This is a genomic window from Hymenobacter tibetensis (genome assembly GCF_022827545.1).
GTDB classification, from domain to species: domain Bacteria; phylum Bacteroidota; class Bacteroidia; order Cytophagales; family Hymenobacteraceae; genus Hymenobacter; species Hymenobacter tibetensis.
Genome location: NZ_CP094669.1, coordinates 3,596,663 through 3,611,180 on the forward strand (window position 1 = coordinate 3,596,663; position 14,518 = coordinate 3,611,180).

At 58.2% G+C, this 14,518-nt stretch carries 11 protein-coding genes; 7 read left to right on the plus strand and 4 right to left on the minus strand.

From position 1 onward, the window contains the following. Positions 1-148 precede the first annotated feature (148 nt). From MTX78_RS14290 to MTX78_RS14300, 3 genes are all read right to left on the minus strand, one after another. Positions 149-1,240, minus strand: coding sequence for a glycoside hydrolase family protein (locus MTX78_RS14290; RefSeq protein ID WP_243795462.1), 1,092 nt, complete (start codon positions 1,238-1,240; stop codon positions 149-151). Further along, positions 1,241-2,467, minus strand: a complete 1,227-nt coding sequence (locus MTX78_RS14295; protein ID WP_243795464.1) for an oligogalacturonate lyase family protein — start codon at positions 2,465-2,467, stop codon at positions 1,241-1,243. A 168-nt stretch (positions 2,468-2,635) separates the two neighbouring features. Beyond that, complete coding sequence (locus tag MTX78_RS14300; RefSeq protein WP_243795466.1) at positions 2,636-3,232, minus strand: polysaccharide deacetylase family protein; 597 nt, start codon at positions 3,230-3,232, stop codon at positions 2,636-2,638. Positions 3,233-3,602: 370 nt separating this feature from the next. On the opposite strand from MTX78_RS14300, the gene gndA reads away from it, so the two are divergent. From gndA to pgl, 4 genes are all read left to right on the plus strand, one after another. Further along, the gene (gene gndA, locus MTX78_RS14305) at positions 3,603-5,102 is read left to right on the plus strand and encodes an NADP-dependent phosphogluconate dehydrogenase (RefSeq protein ID WP_317258903.1); all 1,500 of its coding nucleotides are present in this window, start codon (positions 3,603-3,605) and stop codon (positions 5,100-5,102) included. A gap of 94 nt (positions 5,103-5,196) precedes the next feature. Beyond that, positions 5,197-5,661, plus strand: coding sequence for a DinB family protein (locus MTX78_RS14310; protein ID WP_243795471.1), 465 nt, complete (start codon positions 5,197-5,199; stop codon positions 5,659-5,661). Between the two features lie 196 nt (positions 5,662-5,857). Beyond that, positions 5,858-7,375, plus strand: coding sequence for a glucose-6-phosphate dehydrogenase (zwf, locus tag MTX78_RS14315; RefSeq protein WP_243795473.1), 1,518 nt, complete (start codon positions 5,858-5,860; stop codon positions 7,373-7,375). Further along, positions 7,375-8,106: a 6-phosphogluconolactonase gene (pgl, locus tag MTX78_RS14320; protein WP_243795481.1), complete on the plus strand. Its 732-nt coding sequence runs from the start codon at positions 7,375-7,377 to the stop codon at positions 8,104-8,106. Before zwf ends, pgl begins: the two co-directional genes overlap by 1 nt. A gap of 73 nt (positions 8,107-8,179) precedes the next feature. Here pgl and rpiA read toward each other — a convergent pair whose 3' ends face one another. Beyond that, positions 8,180-8,929 (minus strand): ribose-5-phosphate isomerase RpiA, encoded by a 750-nt coding sequence (gene rpiA / locus MTX78_RS14325; RefSeq protein ID WP_243795489.1) that lies wholly within the window; start codon positions 8,927-8,929, stop codon positions 8,180-8,182. 253 nt (positions 8,930-9,182) lie between these two features. On the opposite strand from rpiA, the gene MTX78_RS14330 reads away from it, so the two are divergent. From MTX78_RS14330 to MTX78_RS14340, 3 genes are all read left to right on the plus strand, one after another. Beyond that, positions 9,183-9,791: an RNA polymerase sigma factor gene (locus MTX78_RS14330; protein ID WP_243795491.1), complete on the plus strand. Its 609-nt coding sequence runs from the start codon at positions 9,183-9,185 to the stop codon at positions 9,789-9,791. Between the two features lie 99 nt (positions 9,792-9,890). Continuing rightward, the gene (locus MTX78_RS14335; protein WP_243795494.1) at positions 9,891-10,907 is read left to right on the plus strand and encodes a FecR domain-containing protein; all 1,017 of its coding nucleotides are present in this window, start codon (positions 9,891-9,893) and stop codon (positions 10,905-10,907) included. Between the two features lie 171 nt (positions 10,908-11,078). Then, positions 11,079-14,516 carry a SusC/RagA family TonB-linked outer membrane protein gene (locus tag MTX78_RS14340; RefSeq protein ID WP_243795496.1) on the plus strand — a complete coding sequence of 1,146 codons (3,438 nt, stop codon included), beginning with the start codon at positions 11,079-11,081 and terminating at the stop codon, positions 14,514-14,516. The last annotated feature ends 2 nt before the right edge of the window (positions 14,517-14,518 follow it).

Genomic DNA, 14,518 nt, shown 5'->3' on the forward strand with positions numbered 1-14,518 from the left:
CTTCACTGCGCACGTCAGAAATTACTTTGGCGGGAGAGATGCTTCAGGAAGCTCCGCACGACAGGTAGTTTGGCAACATCGGCCCGCGAGATGCTTCGGCGACGTCTCTCTATGACGGCTTTTTTGTCAATTACCACGGAAGCCAACCTCAAGTAATCTTGAACACAAACGCGGAGGCTGTCATGCTTGTGCCGCCTTGGGAAGCTCCAAACAGGTACTCGGGCTTGCCGTTGCGCATAAGCAGCTGCGGGCGTTCCAGCCGACCGTAGCGTTTCAGATTTTTGGGCGCGGGTGGCTCCTGCACCCCGTACGCGCGCAACGGCAAGAAGGCTACCTTCGGAAACGTCCACTCCTTGCCGTCCTTGGACTCCAGATACAGTCCCACTTCGTGGTTATAGACGCCCATGTCGCGGGCCAGCATTTTGAAGCGGTTGTCTTCGCGCCACACAAAAGCATCCTCGAACTGCTTGTTGTTGCCTTGTTTCGAGAAGTCGATAACTGGGTTGCCGGCGTATTTCACGTACGGGCCTTCCAGTTGCTCGGCCACCGCCAACCCATACTTCCGGTTGCCCCGGATGGTGGGGTCGGTGGCCGTGAGGTAGTCCTGCGTGTTCCACGACTTGTAGTACAGCCAATATTGGCCGTTGGGGTGCTTGATGAAGGCCGGGTTGGTGGTGCAATGGTCGTCCCAGGCGCCGGCGTCACCGGCTTCGAGCAGGGGCTGGTCGGGGCGCTGCCAAGGGCCGTTCAGCGAGTCGGCGGTGGCCAGGCCGATGCGCTTGGTGTCGGTTTTGCCGTTGGAGTTGCCCATGTAGAACAGGCAGTACTTGCCGTCCACGAACTGAATGCTGGGGTTGTGGCAGGTGGTGGCATCCCAGTAGCCCGGCCCGCGCGGCGCCAGCACCGTTTCCAGATACTGGAACGGACCAGCAGGCGAATCAGCCACGGCGTGGGCAATTTCCGAGCTGTTGAGCCAGCCGCCCATGCCTTTGGCCTTAGGCCAGCGCGAGAAAAACACGTGCACTTTGCCGTCAAGCCCATATAGGGGTGAGTTGCACCATACGTACCACTCAGGCAGTTCCAGCGCCCGCCCCACGGGCTTGAGGTGCTTGCTGAACTTGGACAGGCTGTTTTTCGGCAAATCCAGGAATTTGTCTGCCCCAAACCCCTTGGCGGCACCTAGTGCCTGCGCAAAAGGTGCCAGCACCAGACCCGCTAGAAACGCTCTTCGAGTTGGCATCTATAAGTTGGATTTGGCAATTTCTACGGCGTATATCTGGCTCTTGCCCTCGAAGTTGGCGCGGAAAATAACCCACTTCTCGTCCGGCGAAAAATGCACATTGGGCTCTAGCGCGTAGTCATGCTGCTTCATGTTTACTAGCTTCTCCGACGTGAACTTCACCCCCTGCGGCCGTAGCAAATAGATCCACTTGCCATCGGGAGCTTTCGCCACCGCAGTTTCGTTGCCCCCGTCGCCGGCAAACAGCAGTTGGCTGGGAGAAACCGTGTAGTGCACAGACCACTCGTTGCGCTCCAACTGGCACTTTCTCTCGTAGCCGTTTTTCAAGTCAGTGCCCGACACAAAGAAGGTTTCGCCACGCGGAAGCTGCTGGTCGTACCAGATGGTCTTGCCGTCGGGGCTGAAGAACTCGTGCCCAACGATTTCCATGTCCATGGTGCGCTTGTGCACCAGCTTCACGTCTTTGCTCTGGATATCGATGGTCCAGATGCGGTCCACTTTGTGCCAGGGGCCTTCGTGGCAAAACATGAGCAGCTTCGGATCGGTGGGCGAAAACTGCACGTGGTTCAGCCAGGCCTTGTCGGTGAACAGCTTGTTGATGGTGCCGTCCTGCACGTTCACCGTGAACAGTGTGCGCGGCAGCTTGGCTTCGTAGATGCGGTTGAAATAGTCACTTTTAGCCGGATACTTCTTGGAGATTTCCTTTTCCTCGTCTGTTGCCCACACCCCACCCAGCAGCGTTTCGTCGGCGTTGAGGGTGGTGATGGTGGCTTTGAAGTCAGCAGGGAACACGAAAACCAGGCGGGTCTTTTTGGTGTCCACGTGGGTGGCGTACACACTGTCGCCGGTTTGGTAAAACACCTCCCGGCGCTTGGGTGCCACTATTTCGCCGCTCACCGACGCAAATGCCCTGGTGAGGGGCTGGCTCTGCCGGGTTTTTAAACTCACGACGTAGAGTTGCTTGCCTTCGGGGCTTTTGTGGTAGTACACCATTTTGTCGCCGTCGCGGCCGTTCTTCTTCAGGAAGGGGTTGTTGTGAAAGTAGAAGCTCTCGTTTTCGCCGCTCAACCCGCTCAGCCGCACAATGCGGTGGCCCGTGGACTCATCAATCCATTCGGCCGCGGCCATGGGTTTCTGCGCGCCGGTAGCTAGCCTTTGCTGCGCCTGGGCACGCCCGCCAAGGTGCAACAAACCGCTGAGCAAGAGGAAGGACAAGGTTTTTTTCATTGGATGGGCAGAAAGTAGGGGGTTATTTCAGCTGTTGGTAAGTGGGTTGGAGGAGGCGTATGGCTTCCGGCACATTTACGTACTGGGCCAAGTCGCGCAGCGCAACCACTTGGTAGTGGTTGTCGTGTAAATATTTCAAATATTCTTCGAAAAGAGCCAACGGCGTCGTCACCCAACTGTGCGCGTAGTCCGGAACACCGTGTACGGTAAGCACCACCACATTGCCTCCACGGGCCTGCTGCACCACCTCTTTGATGTCGAGCTTGTCGGCGCTGGCGGTGCTGTAGCTGGGTGATAGCCTTGCGCCTGTAGCACCGCCAGCGCCGTGGGGTGCGTATCGTAGCCGGGATAGGCGAAGGTGGTAGGGCGCGCAATGCGGTAGGTGGCGCACCGTTTTTCTATTGAGTCCAGCTCTGCTGTGAGTTGCGGCGGGGTTAGCTTGTTTACGTGCCGGTGCGTGAGGGTGTGGCTAGCTACTTCAAACCCGGCTTGGTGCAGCCCTTGGATCTGCGCCCAGCTCATGTACTTGGTTTTGTCGGCGAAGTCAGGCGGAAACTCGCACACGAAGAATGTGCCGCCAAACCCGTACTTCTTCAGCAGCGGCGCTACCACCGTGGCGTGACTAACGGCGCCATCATCAAAGGTGAGCACCACCAGCTTGTCGGGAATGGGCTGCCGGAGCACCTGCGCGGTGGCGCTTGGGGTGGCCGCGCTGCCCCACAAAGCAAGCAATACAATGGCGTAACGAGCGAGATAATGCAGCATGGGCACTGGAATGGCAGGTGGAAGGTATATCTAAGAAAGTCTTAGGATAGCTCCCGACCTTCCTGTACTCTTTGGTGCGGCTAGGGTCTTGCTAACGACTTCAGCCACCAGAGGCCGCCCTACCTGATTGCAGGCTTGCCGAAATGGTGCTGCGTATGGCGTATAGCAACGTGCCATCCCGCTCCTTGGTATTACTTACATTACGGCTCAGCTACCGCCTTAATTTGTTTCCTTTCAAACAATGACGGTATTATAACAGTAGAACTCAGTTCTATTCAATAAAGGCGTGTACCTTTTGGCACTCCTGACTCTTACTTCTGCTTCCAACACCCGTCGGGCCCTACCCGACCATTAAAACCCAGTGATTACAATGAGCGCAACGCCAACCAACTATTCGTTCGGCATGATTGGCCTCGGAACGATGGGCCGCAACCTCCTCCTTAACCTTGCTGACCACGATTTTGCGGTAGCCGGCTACGACAAAGACGTCAGCAAGGTGCAACTGCTGGCCGAGGAAGGTGAAGGGTTGCCTGTGCAGGGCTTTTCCACCCTCCCCGAGTTTATTCAGAGCCTGCAAACGCCCCGCTCCATTATGATGCTGGTGCCCGCCGGCAAAATCGTGGACAGCGTTATCGACGAGTTGCGGCCCCTGCTCAGCCAGGGCGACATCATCATCGACGGCGGCAACTCCCACTTCACCGATACCGAGCGGCGCGACAAGGCGCTGGAAGCCGAGGGGCTGCACTTCTTCGGCATGGGTATTTCAGGCGGGGAAGAAGGTGCTCGCTTCGGCCCGAGCATGATGCCCGGCGGCGACAAGCAGGCCTACGAAACTATGCGGCCCATGCTGGAAGCCGTAGCCGCTAAAGTAGACGGGGCTCCCTGCGTAACCTACATCGGGCCGGGAGCAGCGGGTCACTTCGTGAAGATGGTGCACAACGGCATCGAGTACGGCTTGATGCAGTTGATTGCCGAAACTTATGAAGTCCTGAAAAAAGGCCTCAAGCTCGATAATGAGGCTATTGGGCAGGTGTTTGCCAAGTGGAACGAGGGCCGGCTGCAATCCTTCCTGCTCGATATCACCAAGGACATCTTCAAGTACATCGCGCCCGACACCGACCACCTGCTCCTCGACGATATCAAAGACGAGGCCCGCTCGAAAGGCACTGGCAAATGGACTTCCCAGATTGCCATGGACCTCACCGCCCCGATTCCTACTATTGATACGGCCGTGTCCATGCGTGACGCTTCGCGCTTCAAGGGGCTGCGGGAGCAACTGGCCGGCTTATACAGCCAAAACGACGAGGCCACTTTGAACGTGAACCAAGACGAGTTTCTGGCCAATTTGGAGCAGGCATTCTACTTCAGCATGATGCTCAGCTATGCGCAGGGCATGCACATGCTGGCGAAGGCTTCGGAAGAGTATGGCTACGAGCTACAGTTGGCTGAAATTGCCAAAATCTGGCGCGGCGGCTGCATCATCCGGTCCAGCTTCCTGAACGACATCTTCAACGCGTACCAAAGCACGCCCGACCTCGCGCACCTGCTCCTCGACCAGCAAGTACAGCGTTTGGTGCAGGAAGTGGTACCGGGCGCGCGTGCCGTGGTGGGTGCGGCTGTAGCCGCTGGTATTGCGGTGCCCGGCTACGCGTCGGCGCTTGGCTACTTCGATAGTTTCCGCAGCGCCCGGATGCCTTCCAACCTCATTCAGGCTCAGCGCGACTATTTCGGAGCGCACACCTACGAGCTGATTGGGCACGAGGGCGTGTTCCACACCCAGTGGACGCCGAAGATGGAAAAGCCGGAAAACAAGCAGGATGCGCAGGTGGAAGAAAACCAAGGAGAGCAGCCAGTAACTCCAAACAAATAAGACGGAATGCAGGACCAGGAAAGAAGAAGCATGCAACGTGCTCTTCTTTCCGCCGTCGGCCGGGAGCTAAAGCCAGTGCACTTCTTGCTAAGTTATGACGCCAATTGATGTCGGGAACCTGTTCGATGACGCGCTGAATACTTTCAAAGCGTTCGACAACTTGACCCCTGAGAACAGTGGTCAGGGACAGGAACAGTTTCCGACCAGCGTCTGGCAGATTCTAAACCACTTACTCAAGTGGCAAGCCGGCCAGCTACATGCGCTGCGCGGCAACACTGCTGAACACCCTTTCAGTGAAGCAACTACCTGGCTTAGCCAGCGGGCTCCATCAAGCGAAGCGGTGCTGCAGGAGGCCGTTGCGCAATTCCATGGGCAGCTTGCAGCGTTTCAAACCGAGCTACATTATATGGCCGCTACCGAGGAAGCAGACCGCAAACTGAAGATCCTTCAAGAGGTGGTCCTACACTTAGCTTTTCATGTGGGGGAAGTGGTCTTGATTAGAAGAGTGCAAGGCAGCTACCCGCTGCCCGACCAAATGCAGGACTTCCTCGCCTCTTGAAGCGTAGCTACTTCCTTTGCACGCCTCCGTAGCTCCGGCTACACTAGCAGTGCCCGTCTTTTCCTGCAAGCTCCCACCCTACTGCCCCAACCCTCATTTTCAATTTAGTTTTCAACGTGCTTCATTCTGGATTTTCGAGGAGATACTCAGTACTAGTTCTCCACTCCATCCGTCACTCTCCAAGCAAGCAGCAGGCATGAATAGCAACGAAAAAATACAGCCAACCATCTTTGTCATTTTCGGTGGCACCGGCGACTTGAACGCGCGCAAGCTGGCGCCTGCGCTTTATAACCTGTACCTGGAAGGCTGGCTGCCCAAGCAGTTCTCGATTATTGGTACGGGCCGCACCAAGCTGAAAGACGAAGAGTTTCGCGCCAACCTACTCAAGGACATCAACCAGTTTTCGCGCAGCGGCAAAGCCAAGCCCGAGCAATGGGAAGTCTTCTCGCAGAACCTGTTCTATCAGGCGTCTGACTTAAACGATGCCGAAACTTACAAGGAGTTTGGCGTTCGGATTCAGCAGCACGAAGCCGATTGGCACGTGCGGGCCAACGTTATCTACTACCTGGCCGTAGCGCCCAACTTCTTCCCCATCATTGCCGAAAACCTGGCCAAAAGCAAGCTCACCAAGGATGCGGAACGTACCCGCATTGTGATTGAGAAGCCGTTTGGCCACGATTTGGAATCGGCGAAGTCGTTGAACCAGCTGCTGACGCGTATTTTCAACGAGCGGCAGATTTACCGCATCGACCATTACCTGGGCAAGGAAACCGTGCAGAACATCATGGCGTTCCGGTTTGCCAACTCGATTCTGGAGCCCGTCTGGAACCGCAACCACATCGACCACGTGCAGATTTCGGTGACCGAGCAGCTCGGGGCCGGCGAGCGGGCCGGCTACTACGACGGCTCGGGCGCCCTGCGCGACATGATTCAGAACCACCTGCTGCAGCTGCTGTGCATTGTGGCCATGGAGCCGCCCATCAGCTTCAATGCCGAGGAAGTACGCAACCGCAAAGTGGACGTACTGCGGGCGATGCGCCGCTTCTCACCCGAAGATGTGCGCCTCTCCACGGTGCGCGGGCAGTACGGCAGCGGCTGGATTGAGGGCAAGGAAGTGCCCGGCTACCGCGACGAGCTAGGCTCGGAATCCAACACCGAAACCTTTGCTGCCGTGAAGTTTTTCGTGGACAACTGGCGTTGGGAAGGCGTACCGTTCTACTTGCGCACCGGCAAGCGCATGCACCAGTCGGCGTCCGTTATTACCATCCAGTTCAAGGACGTACCGCACTTTATGTTTCCGGCTTCTGCGGCCGACAACATCAGCCACAACCGCCTCATCATCAGCATTCAGCCTGAAATGAGCATCCGGCTGCAAGTGCAAGCCAAGCGCCCCGGCCTAGACATGGTGCTGAACACCGTAGACATGGTGTTTGACTACAAAGGCACGTACACCAACCAAGCGCCGGAAGCCTACGAAACCTTGCTGCTCGACACCATGCTCGGCGACCAGACCCTGTTCATGCGCGGCGACCAAGTGGAGGAAGCCTGGGACTTGATTATGCCTATTCTGAACACCTGGCAGAACCGCAAAAGCCTCAACTTTCCCAACTACTCGGCCGATTCGTGGGGCCCGGAAACTGCCGAAGCCCTCATCGCGCGCGAAGGGTTTCACTGGTTCACGCTTCCCGTCAATCACAAGAAAAAACCAGCCTAATGAAGCTTCATATTTCTCCGGTCACGTCGGTGGTGCTCCGCAGCTTAGCGGAGTACTTTGTGGTCACGGCCACGCAAGCCATTAGCACCCACGGGCGTTTTACGGTGGCGCTTTCAGGGGGCAGTTCGCCCAAGAAACTGTACGAGTTGCTGGCTTCCGCTGACTTCAAAGACCAACTGGATTGGCAGAAAGTGTATTTCTTTTTCGGGGACGAGCGCAACGTACCGCACACCTCCCCGGATAGCAACTACCTGATGGCCAAAACCGCTCTGTTTGATCCGCTGCACATCAACCCCGCCCAGGTTTTTGCGGTTGATACCAGCTTGCCCCCAACCGAAGCCGCCGCGCACTACACGACGGCTGTTAACCAGCACTTCGGCAACGAGCAGGCCCGCTTCGATTTGATTCTGCTGGGGCTCGGCGACAACTCACACACGGCTTCGCTGTTTCCATACACCACGGTGTTGGGCGCCAAGACCGCCGACGTGCAGGCAGTGTATGTGGAAGAGCTGAAGGCAGACCGGATTACGCTCACGGCGCCGTTGATCAACCAGGCTCGCGCTATTGCGTTCCTGGTTTTCGGAGAAGACAAAGCCTTGGCCGTACGCCACATTCTGGAAGACCCTGAAAATATCGAGAACTTCCCGGCCCAGCTCGTTTCGCCTACCGATGGCGAACTGCATTGGTTTCTGGATGCCGCTGCTGCTTCCCGGCTAACGCAACAGGCATAGGTAGCTACTCGTTAGCAAGCAAAAAGGACCGTCAGGCTACGCTGACGGTCCTTTTTGCTTGTATGTAAAATCATTAGGGCAGTGCTGCAAAACTGTCGGCTGCTTGTGGCGCAGCATCGGGCCGTAGCACCTGCACTTGCCCGTGTTGGACCACCAGAGCGGCGCGGGCCAGCCCCAGAAACAGGCCGTGCTCCACAATACCGGGTATTGTTTTAAGCTGCCTGGCGAGCTGCTCCACCTCGTTTAGCGCACCGAAATGACAGTCAACCAACAGATTTCCTTGGTCGGACTGCGCGTGTTTGTCTGGGTCCTGTTGGCTCATGCGCACCACCGGATTTCCGCCCAGGGCAGCCACGGCATCCAGCACCCACGGCAAGGCAAACGAAACAACTTCCAGCGGCAGTGGAAACTTCCCGAGTTGCGCTACCGCTTTCGAAGAATCGGCAATGACGAGCAGGTAATCGGAAGCGGTGGCAATAATCTTTTCCCGCAGCAGCGCCCCTCCCCCACCTTTTATCAGGTGCAAGTGCGGGTCCACTTCATCGGCACCGTCCACCGTCAGGTTGAAGCGCAGGCCGCGGCGTGGCTCTATGAGCGGGATGCCGAGTTGCCGGGCCAGGTTTTCGCTGGCCAGTGAGGTGGCCGTGGCCTGCACGCGTAGCTCGCCGGCTTGCACCTTTGCCCCGAGCTGTCGAATGAAATGCGCGGCAGTGCTGCCAGTGCCCAAGCCAACCAACATCCCGTCTTGCACCCACCGCAACGCCGCCCGGGCCGCGTCCTGCTTTTCCTGATCTAAGTGGCTTTTGTCTTGTATAGGTGTCATGGAGGAAAGCTTGAAAAGCAGGTGAAACAAAGTGCCAACTCGCAGGCTGAACGGCGTCTGAGCAAGTGGGTATCAGATGTTGTACGCGCCGTTTGACCAGCACCTCATACGGCGGCACCTAGTTACAGCAGTACGAGGTTGAGGCCTAATCAGAAGATAAAATTTATTACCTCCTCAGTAATTGGTAATCATTCGATAACTAGTAGCACTATAGGGCCAGAGTACTTTTGCCACAAACCTACGCTAGGAGTTTATGAGCAGGGAACAGGACGAAAAGACGTTGCTAGAGGCGGTAGCAGCGGGCAGCAGAGAAGCTTTTACGTGTTTGTACAGCACCCATCTGAGCGGCCTGTTTCGTTACGCTCGTTTGTTTGTTGCCTCACCCGCAGAGGCCGAAGAACTGATTCAGGAGGTTTTTGTGCGGATTTGGGAGCGACGCGCTACGCTCACACACATTTCCTCTTTCAAAGCCTACGCCTACCAAACCACCAAGCATCTGGTAATTGATTGCTGGCGCGAAAAGAAGCAGCAGGCCATCCAGCAACAACGCTTCCTGCGCGAAGCCGCTGCCCCCTCGCTAGCCGACGAGGAGCTGATTTATCACCAAGGATACCAACTAGCACAGCAGGCTATTGCGCAACTGCCCCCGAAAAGAAAGCAGATCTTTTTGCTGCGCACCCAAGACGAACTTTCGTTGGACGACATTGCCCAGGAGCTAGCTATTTCCAAACCGGTGGTGAAAAAGCAATTCTACGCCGCTACAGCGTTTGTCAAGGCTTATTTAAAGCGGCACGCCGACTGGTCGTTCGGCGCTTTCTGCTTGCTGGCTTTAGTGAAACTGACAGTTAAATCCGCTCAGTAGCGCATTCTATTTCACTGATTGCTACGCCTTAAAAATTAAATTTTCTCGACGAGGGGTTCTTTTTGGCAGCTAGTCCGTCTTGCCAGTGAAATCCTCGCCATGACTCCCCAGCAGCGTCGCCTCTTCCTGGAAAAATACGCAACCGGCCAGCACTCCCCAGCCGAGCAGGAGGCGTTTCAGCGCTGGCTCGCGCAGGCTTCTGGCGAGGAACTAGAGCAGGCCCTAACCCAGTATGAGCGCCTGCACCTTCCCGGCACGGAGCCAGCAGCGCCCGAGTTACTAGCCGGCATCGAGGCTCGGCTGGACCGTCTCTTGCAGCCTGCTGCTTCCGCGCCGGCAGTCCGGCAGTTGTGGCCGCGCTTGTTCTGGGTGGCGGCGGCCGTCATTGGGCTGCTGTTGCTGATTGGCGGGCGCTACTTCCTGCCTACTCCGAGCCCTGCCAACACCACCCTAGCCTACCTGCACAAGCGCGTGCCCGCTGGCCGCACCGACTCGCTGATGCTGCCCGATGGCAGTGAGGTGGTACTCAACGCGGGGAGCACCCTCTCCTATCCGGCGCAGTTTACACCCACTCGTCGCGACGTGTACTTGACGGGTGAGGGATACTTCCGAGTTACTAAAAATGCGGCCCGCCCATTCGTGGTACACAGTGGCAAGCTACAAACCGAAGTGGTGGGCACCAGCTTCAACGTGTACGCCTACCCTACTGCCACCAGGCAGGAAGTAACCGTGCTGACGGGAGCAGTGCGGGTACGGGACACCGCCAGCCAGCAGCACGTGGGGTTGCGCCCGGCCCAACGGGCGGTGTTTGAGCTTGCTACCAGCGAGTTGCGTGCCATGCCCGCTACCAACCCAGGAGTTAGTTTGGCGTGGCGGCGCGGGCAACTGCGGTTTGAAGACGCGCCGCTTGATGAAGTGCTCGATAAGCTCTCCGTCCGCTACGGGGTGGCCATCCGGACCCGCGCCCCGCGCCTCAACAAGTGCCGCCTCACGGTGCGCTTCGAGGGCGAAACCCTGCCTGAAGTCCTACAAATCGTGGCGGCCCTCACCCACAGCCGCTACCATACCGACTCTCCCCACCTGATTTGGCTGGAAGGCCAGGGCTGCTCTGGTTAAGCCACTGCCGTTTGCACTTTCATTTTTTGAAAACCTGGGTATCCTCGCTCGCCGCGGATTTGCGCACTCTTTGATTTACATCAGGCACCCAACTGGTCCGCTCCTTTTGGAGGGGGTGCTGGCTTGCTGCTAGTTGTTCATATATCTCGCCAACCCTTTCATTTTCATTCCATGCCCAACAAGTATTCTCCTCTGGCCCAGATGCTGCGGAGCCTGCGTCGGCCAGTGCCCGGCTTGCTGCTGACTACTATGCTGACCGCCGCCTGGATTTCGCCGGACCTGGCGCAGGAAGCCTTGCAGAAGCGTATCAGCTGCGAGCTGCAAAACCAGACGCTGCGGCAGGTGCTGCACACCATCAGCGAGCAGGCAGCCGTGCCCATTGCCTTCACCAGCGACCTGCCCTTGCTCGACGAGAAAACCAGCGTGCAAGCCAGCCGCGAGTCGGTTTCCAAGGTGCTGGGCCGGTTGCTTGGTCCGCTGGGCCTAAGCTACCGGGTAGTGGCCGGGCAGATTATTGTAGAGAAACCCGCCACCGCGCCTGCTCTTGGCAAGCCAACGGGCCAGGTGGTGCTGGACGTGCAGGGCGTGGTGCGTGATGCCACCACGGGGGAACCCTTGCCGGGGGCCCGGGTGCAGATCAAAAACTCCACAGTGGGCGCAACCACCAATGAGACTGGTGCCTTCACGCTGCAAGTACCCGACGAAGATGCCATTCTGGTGGTCAACTTCATTGGCTACAACCCGCAGGAGATTCGGGTGGGAACCCAACGCACCATCACTATTGCGCTGAAAACCAACGTTACGGCCCTCAACCAAGTGGTGGTGGTGGGCTATACCACCCAGGAGGCCAAGGACGTAACCGGGGCGGTCGGCATTTTGCCGCTGGAACGGGTGCGCAACTTCCCGGTGGCTAGCGTGGATAAGCTGCTGCAAGGCCAAGTGGCCGGCGTGCAAGTCAGCAACGACGGCGCGCCCGGTGGCAACAGCGTGGTGCGGGTGCGCGGCCTGGGCACGCTCGGCGACAACGACCCGCTCTATATTATTGACGGGGTGCCCACCAAAGCAGGGTTGAGCCAGCTCAACCCCAACGACGTGGAGTCGATGCAGGTGCTGAAAGACGCTTCCTCGACGGCTATCTACGGGGCGCGGGCGTCCAACGGGGTGGTAGTCATTACCACCAAGCAGGGTAAGGCCGGCAAGACGCAGCTGAGCTTCGACTCGTACTACGGGGTGCAGTCAGTGTACAACCTGCCCAGCATGGTATCGCCGACAGAACTGGCCCAAATCGAGTTCGACGCCCAGCGCAACAGCGGCCAAACGCCGAGCCACCCGCAATACGGCAACGGCGCACAGCCGGTGCTACCGGAGTTTTTGCAGCGTAACCCCGATGTGCGAGCCAACCAAGGCGGCACCAACTGGTTTAAAACCATCTTCCGCACGGCACCCATTCAGAACTACTCACTAGGACTGTCGGGCGGCAACGAAAGTGGTCGGCACGCCATCAACCTGTCGTACTTCAACCAAGACGGCATTCTGGACCACACGGGCTTCAAGCGGGCTTCGTTGCGGGCCAACACCGAGTACACGGTGCTGGGCAAGCTGAAAGTCGGCGAAAACTTCACGGCCAGCTACGGCCGCTCCACCCAAGCCTCGTCCAATGCCGTGAACGGCGGGGTGGTGTTTGATGCTTTCCGGCTGCCTTCCATCGTGCCTGTCCGCGACGAGCTAGGCAACTTCGCTGGTCCAGCGGCCGGCCTTGGCGACGCCGGCAACCCCCTGCGGGCCCTCTACAACGCCCGCGACAACGCCACCAAAAACCTGCGGGCCCTCGGCAACGCCTACGCCGAACTGGAACTAGCTGACAACCTGTTTGTGCGGTCTTCTATCGGCATCGACTACCTGACCAGCAACTTCCGTGGGTTCACGCCGAGCTACGTGGAAGGCATTGCCAACAACCCCATTGCCAGCCTCAACAACACCAACGCCTACACCACCAACTGGACCTGGACCAACACGGCCCGCTACAGCCGCACCTTCGGGGAGCACACCCTGGCCGCAGTGGTGGGCACCGAGGCCATCGAAAACAACGAGGAAGGCTTCAATGCCTACCGCGAAAACTTTCTGATCAGCGACCCGGATTTCCGCTACCTCGACGCCGGCCAGGGCCTGCAAACCAACGGCGGTACCGGCTCGGCTTGGTCGTTGTTCTCGCAGTTCGGCCGCCTCGACTACAACTTCGGCGGCAAGTATCTGGCGTCGGCGTCGGTGCGGCGCGACGGGTCCAGCCGCTTCCCCAGCAACAACCGCTACGCCGTGTTCCCGGCTTTCTCGGCGGGCTGGCGCGTGTCGGAAGAAACGTTTATGAAGCAGGTGGATTGGCTGAGCAACCTGAAAGTGCGCGGCTCCTGGGGGCAAAGCGGCAACCAGGAAATCGGTAACTACCCGGCCTTCGACATCTATGGCATCAGCCCCTCGAACACCAACTATCCGCTGACTGGCAGCAACGGCACCGTCCAAACCGGCTACACGGCCCGCGCCATCGGCAACCGCAACCTGAAGTGGGAAACCACCACCCAAACCGATATCGGCCTCGACTTCGGCGTGCTGGGCAACCAGTTGAACTTCAGCGTTGATTGGTTCGACAAAGTAACCAAGGACGTACTGGTGCGCGTGCCGCGCCCGGCCCTGGCCGGGGAAGTGCTGGTGCCCTACGAAAACGCCGGCCGCATCCGCAACCGCGGCTTGGAGTTCCAAGCCACCTACCAGAGCGACGCCACCAAGGATTTCCAGTGGGGCGTGTCGGCCAACGGGTCGGCAGTACGCAACAAGGTGCTGTCGTTGGGCGAGGGCAACCTCTCGATTCCGGGTTACGTGAGCAACAATCTCACGCGCGGCCAGTCGCTTTCGCGCACCGAAGTAGGCAAGCCGGTGGCGTATTTCTACGGCTACGTGGTGGATGGCATCTTCCAGAACCAGGCCGAAGTGGACGCCGCCCCCATCCAAAACGGCAAGGCCGTTGGGCGCTGGCGCTATCAGGATTTGAACGGCGACGGCACGGTGAACGCGCAGGACCAAAAGCAGATCGGCAAGCCTTCGCCGGATTTCACGTACGGGCTGAACCTGAATGCCTCCTACAAAGGCTTCGACCTCAGTGCTTTCATCCAGGGCGTGCAAGGCATTGACATCTACAACTTCAGTAAGTATCACACCGATTTCGCCTTCGACCCTTTCAACAAGAATACCCGCATCCTCGACTCCTGGACGCCGCAGAACATGGGCGCCACGCTGCCGCAGCTCAGCAAAACCAACGTCAACGACGAGCTGCGGCCCTCCACCTACTTCGTGGAAAACGGCTCGTACGCTCGCCTAAAAAACCTGCAGATCGGCTACACCTTGCCGGCTACCCTCACCAGCGCCATCAAGGCCAGCAGCTTGCGCGTGTATGTGCAGGCCCAGAACCTGTTCACCGTCACCGATTACACCGGCATGGACCCGGAAGTGAACCTGCAAAACTACAACGCCGCCGACCGCAACCTCGACCAGAACGTGGACCGTGGCTACTATCCGCAGCCCCGCGCGGTGTTGTTCGGCGTCAACGCTCGGTTTTAACC

Excerpts from the sequence above, each read along its gene's own strand:
- pgl (WP_243795481.1), top strand. The coding sequence starts at position 7,375 with ATGAAGCTTCATATTTCTCCGGTCACGTCGGTGGTGCTCCGCAGCTTA.
- rpiA (WP_243795489.1), bottom strand. The coding sequence starts at position 8,929 with ATGACACCTATACAAGACAAAAGCCACTTAGATCAGGAAAAGCAGGAC.
- gndA (WP_317258903.1), top strand. The coding sequence starts at position 3,603 with ATGAGCGCAACGCCAACCAACTATTCGTTCGGCATGATTGGCCTCGGA.
- MTX78_RS14295 (WP_243795464.1), bottom strand. The coding sequence starts at position 2,467 with ATGAAAAAAACCTTGTCCTTCCTCTTGCTCAGCGGTTTGTTGCACCTT.
- MTX78_RS14290 (WP_243795462.1), bottom strand. The coding sequence starts at position 1,240 with ATGCCAACTCGAAGAGCGTTTCTAGCGGGTCTGGTGCTGGCACCTTTT.
- MTX78_RS14310 (WP_243795471.1), top strand. The coding sequence starts at position 5,197 with ATGACGCCAATTGATGTCGGGAACCTGTTCGATGACGCGCTGAATACT.
- zwf (WP_243795473.1), top strand. The coding sequence starts at position 5,858 with ATGAATAGCAACGAAAAAATACAGCCAACCATCTTTGTCATTTTCGGT.
- MTX78_RS14335 (WP_243795494.1), top strand. The coding sequence starts at position 9,891 with ATGACTCCCCAGCAGCGTCGCCTCTTCCTGGAAAAATACGCAACCGGC.
- MTX78_RS14300 (WP_243795466.1), bottom strand. The coding sequence starts at position 3,232 with ATGCTGCATTATCTCGCTCGTTACGCCATTGTATTGCTTGCTTTGTGG.
- MTX78_RS14330 (WP_243795491.1), top strand. The coding sequence starts at position 9,183 with ATGAGCAGGGAACAGGACGAAAAGACGTTGCTAGAGGCGGTAGCAGCG.
- MTX78_RS14340 (WP_243795496.1), top strand. The coding sequence starts at position 11,079 with ATGCCCAACAAGTATTCTCCTCTGGCCCAGATGCTGCGGAGCCTGCGT.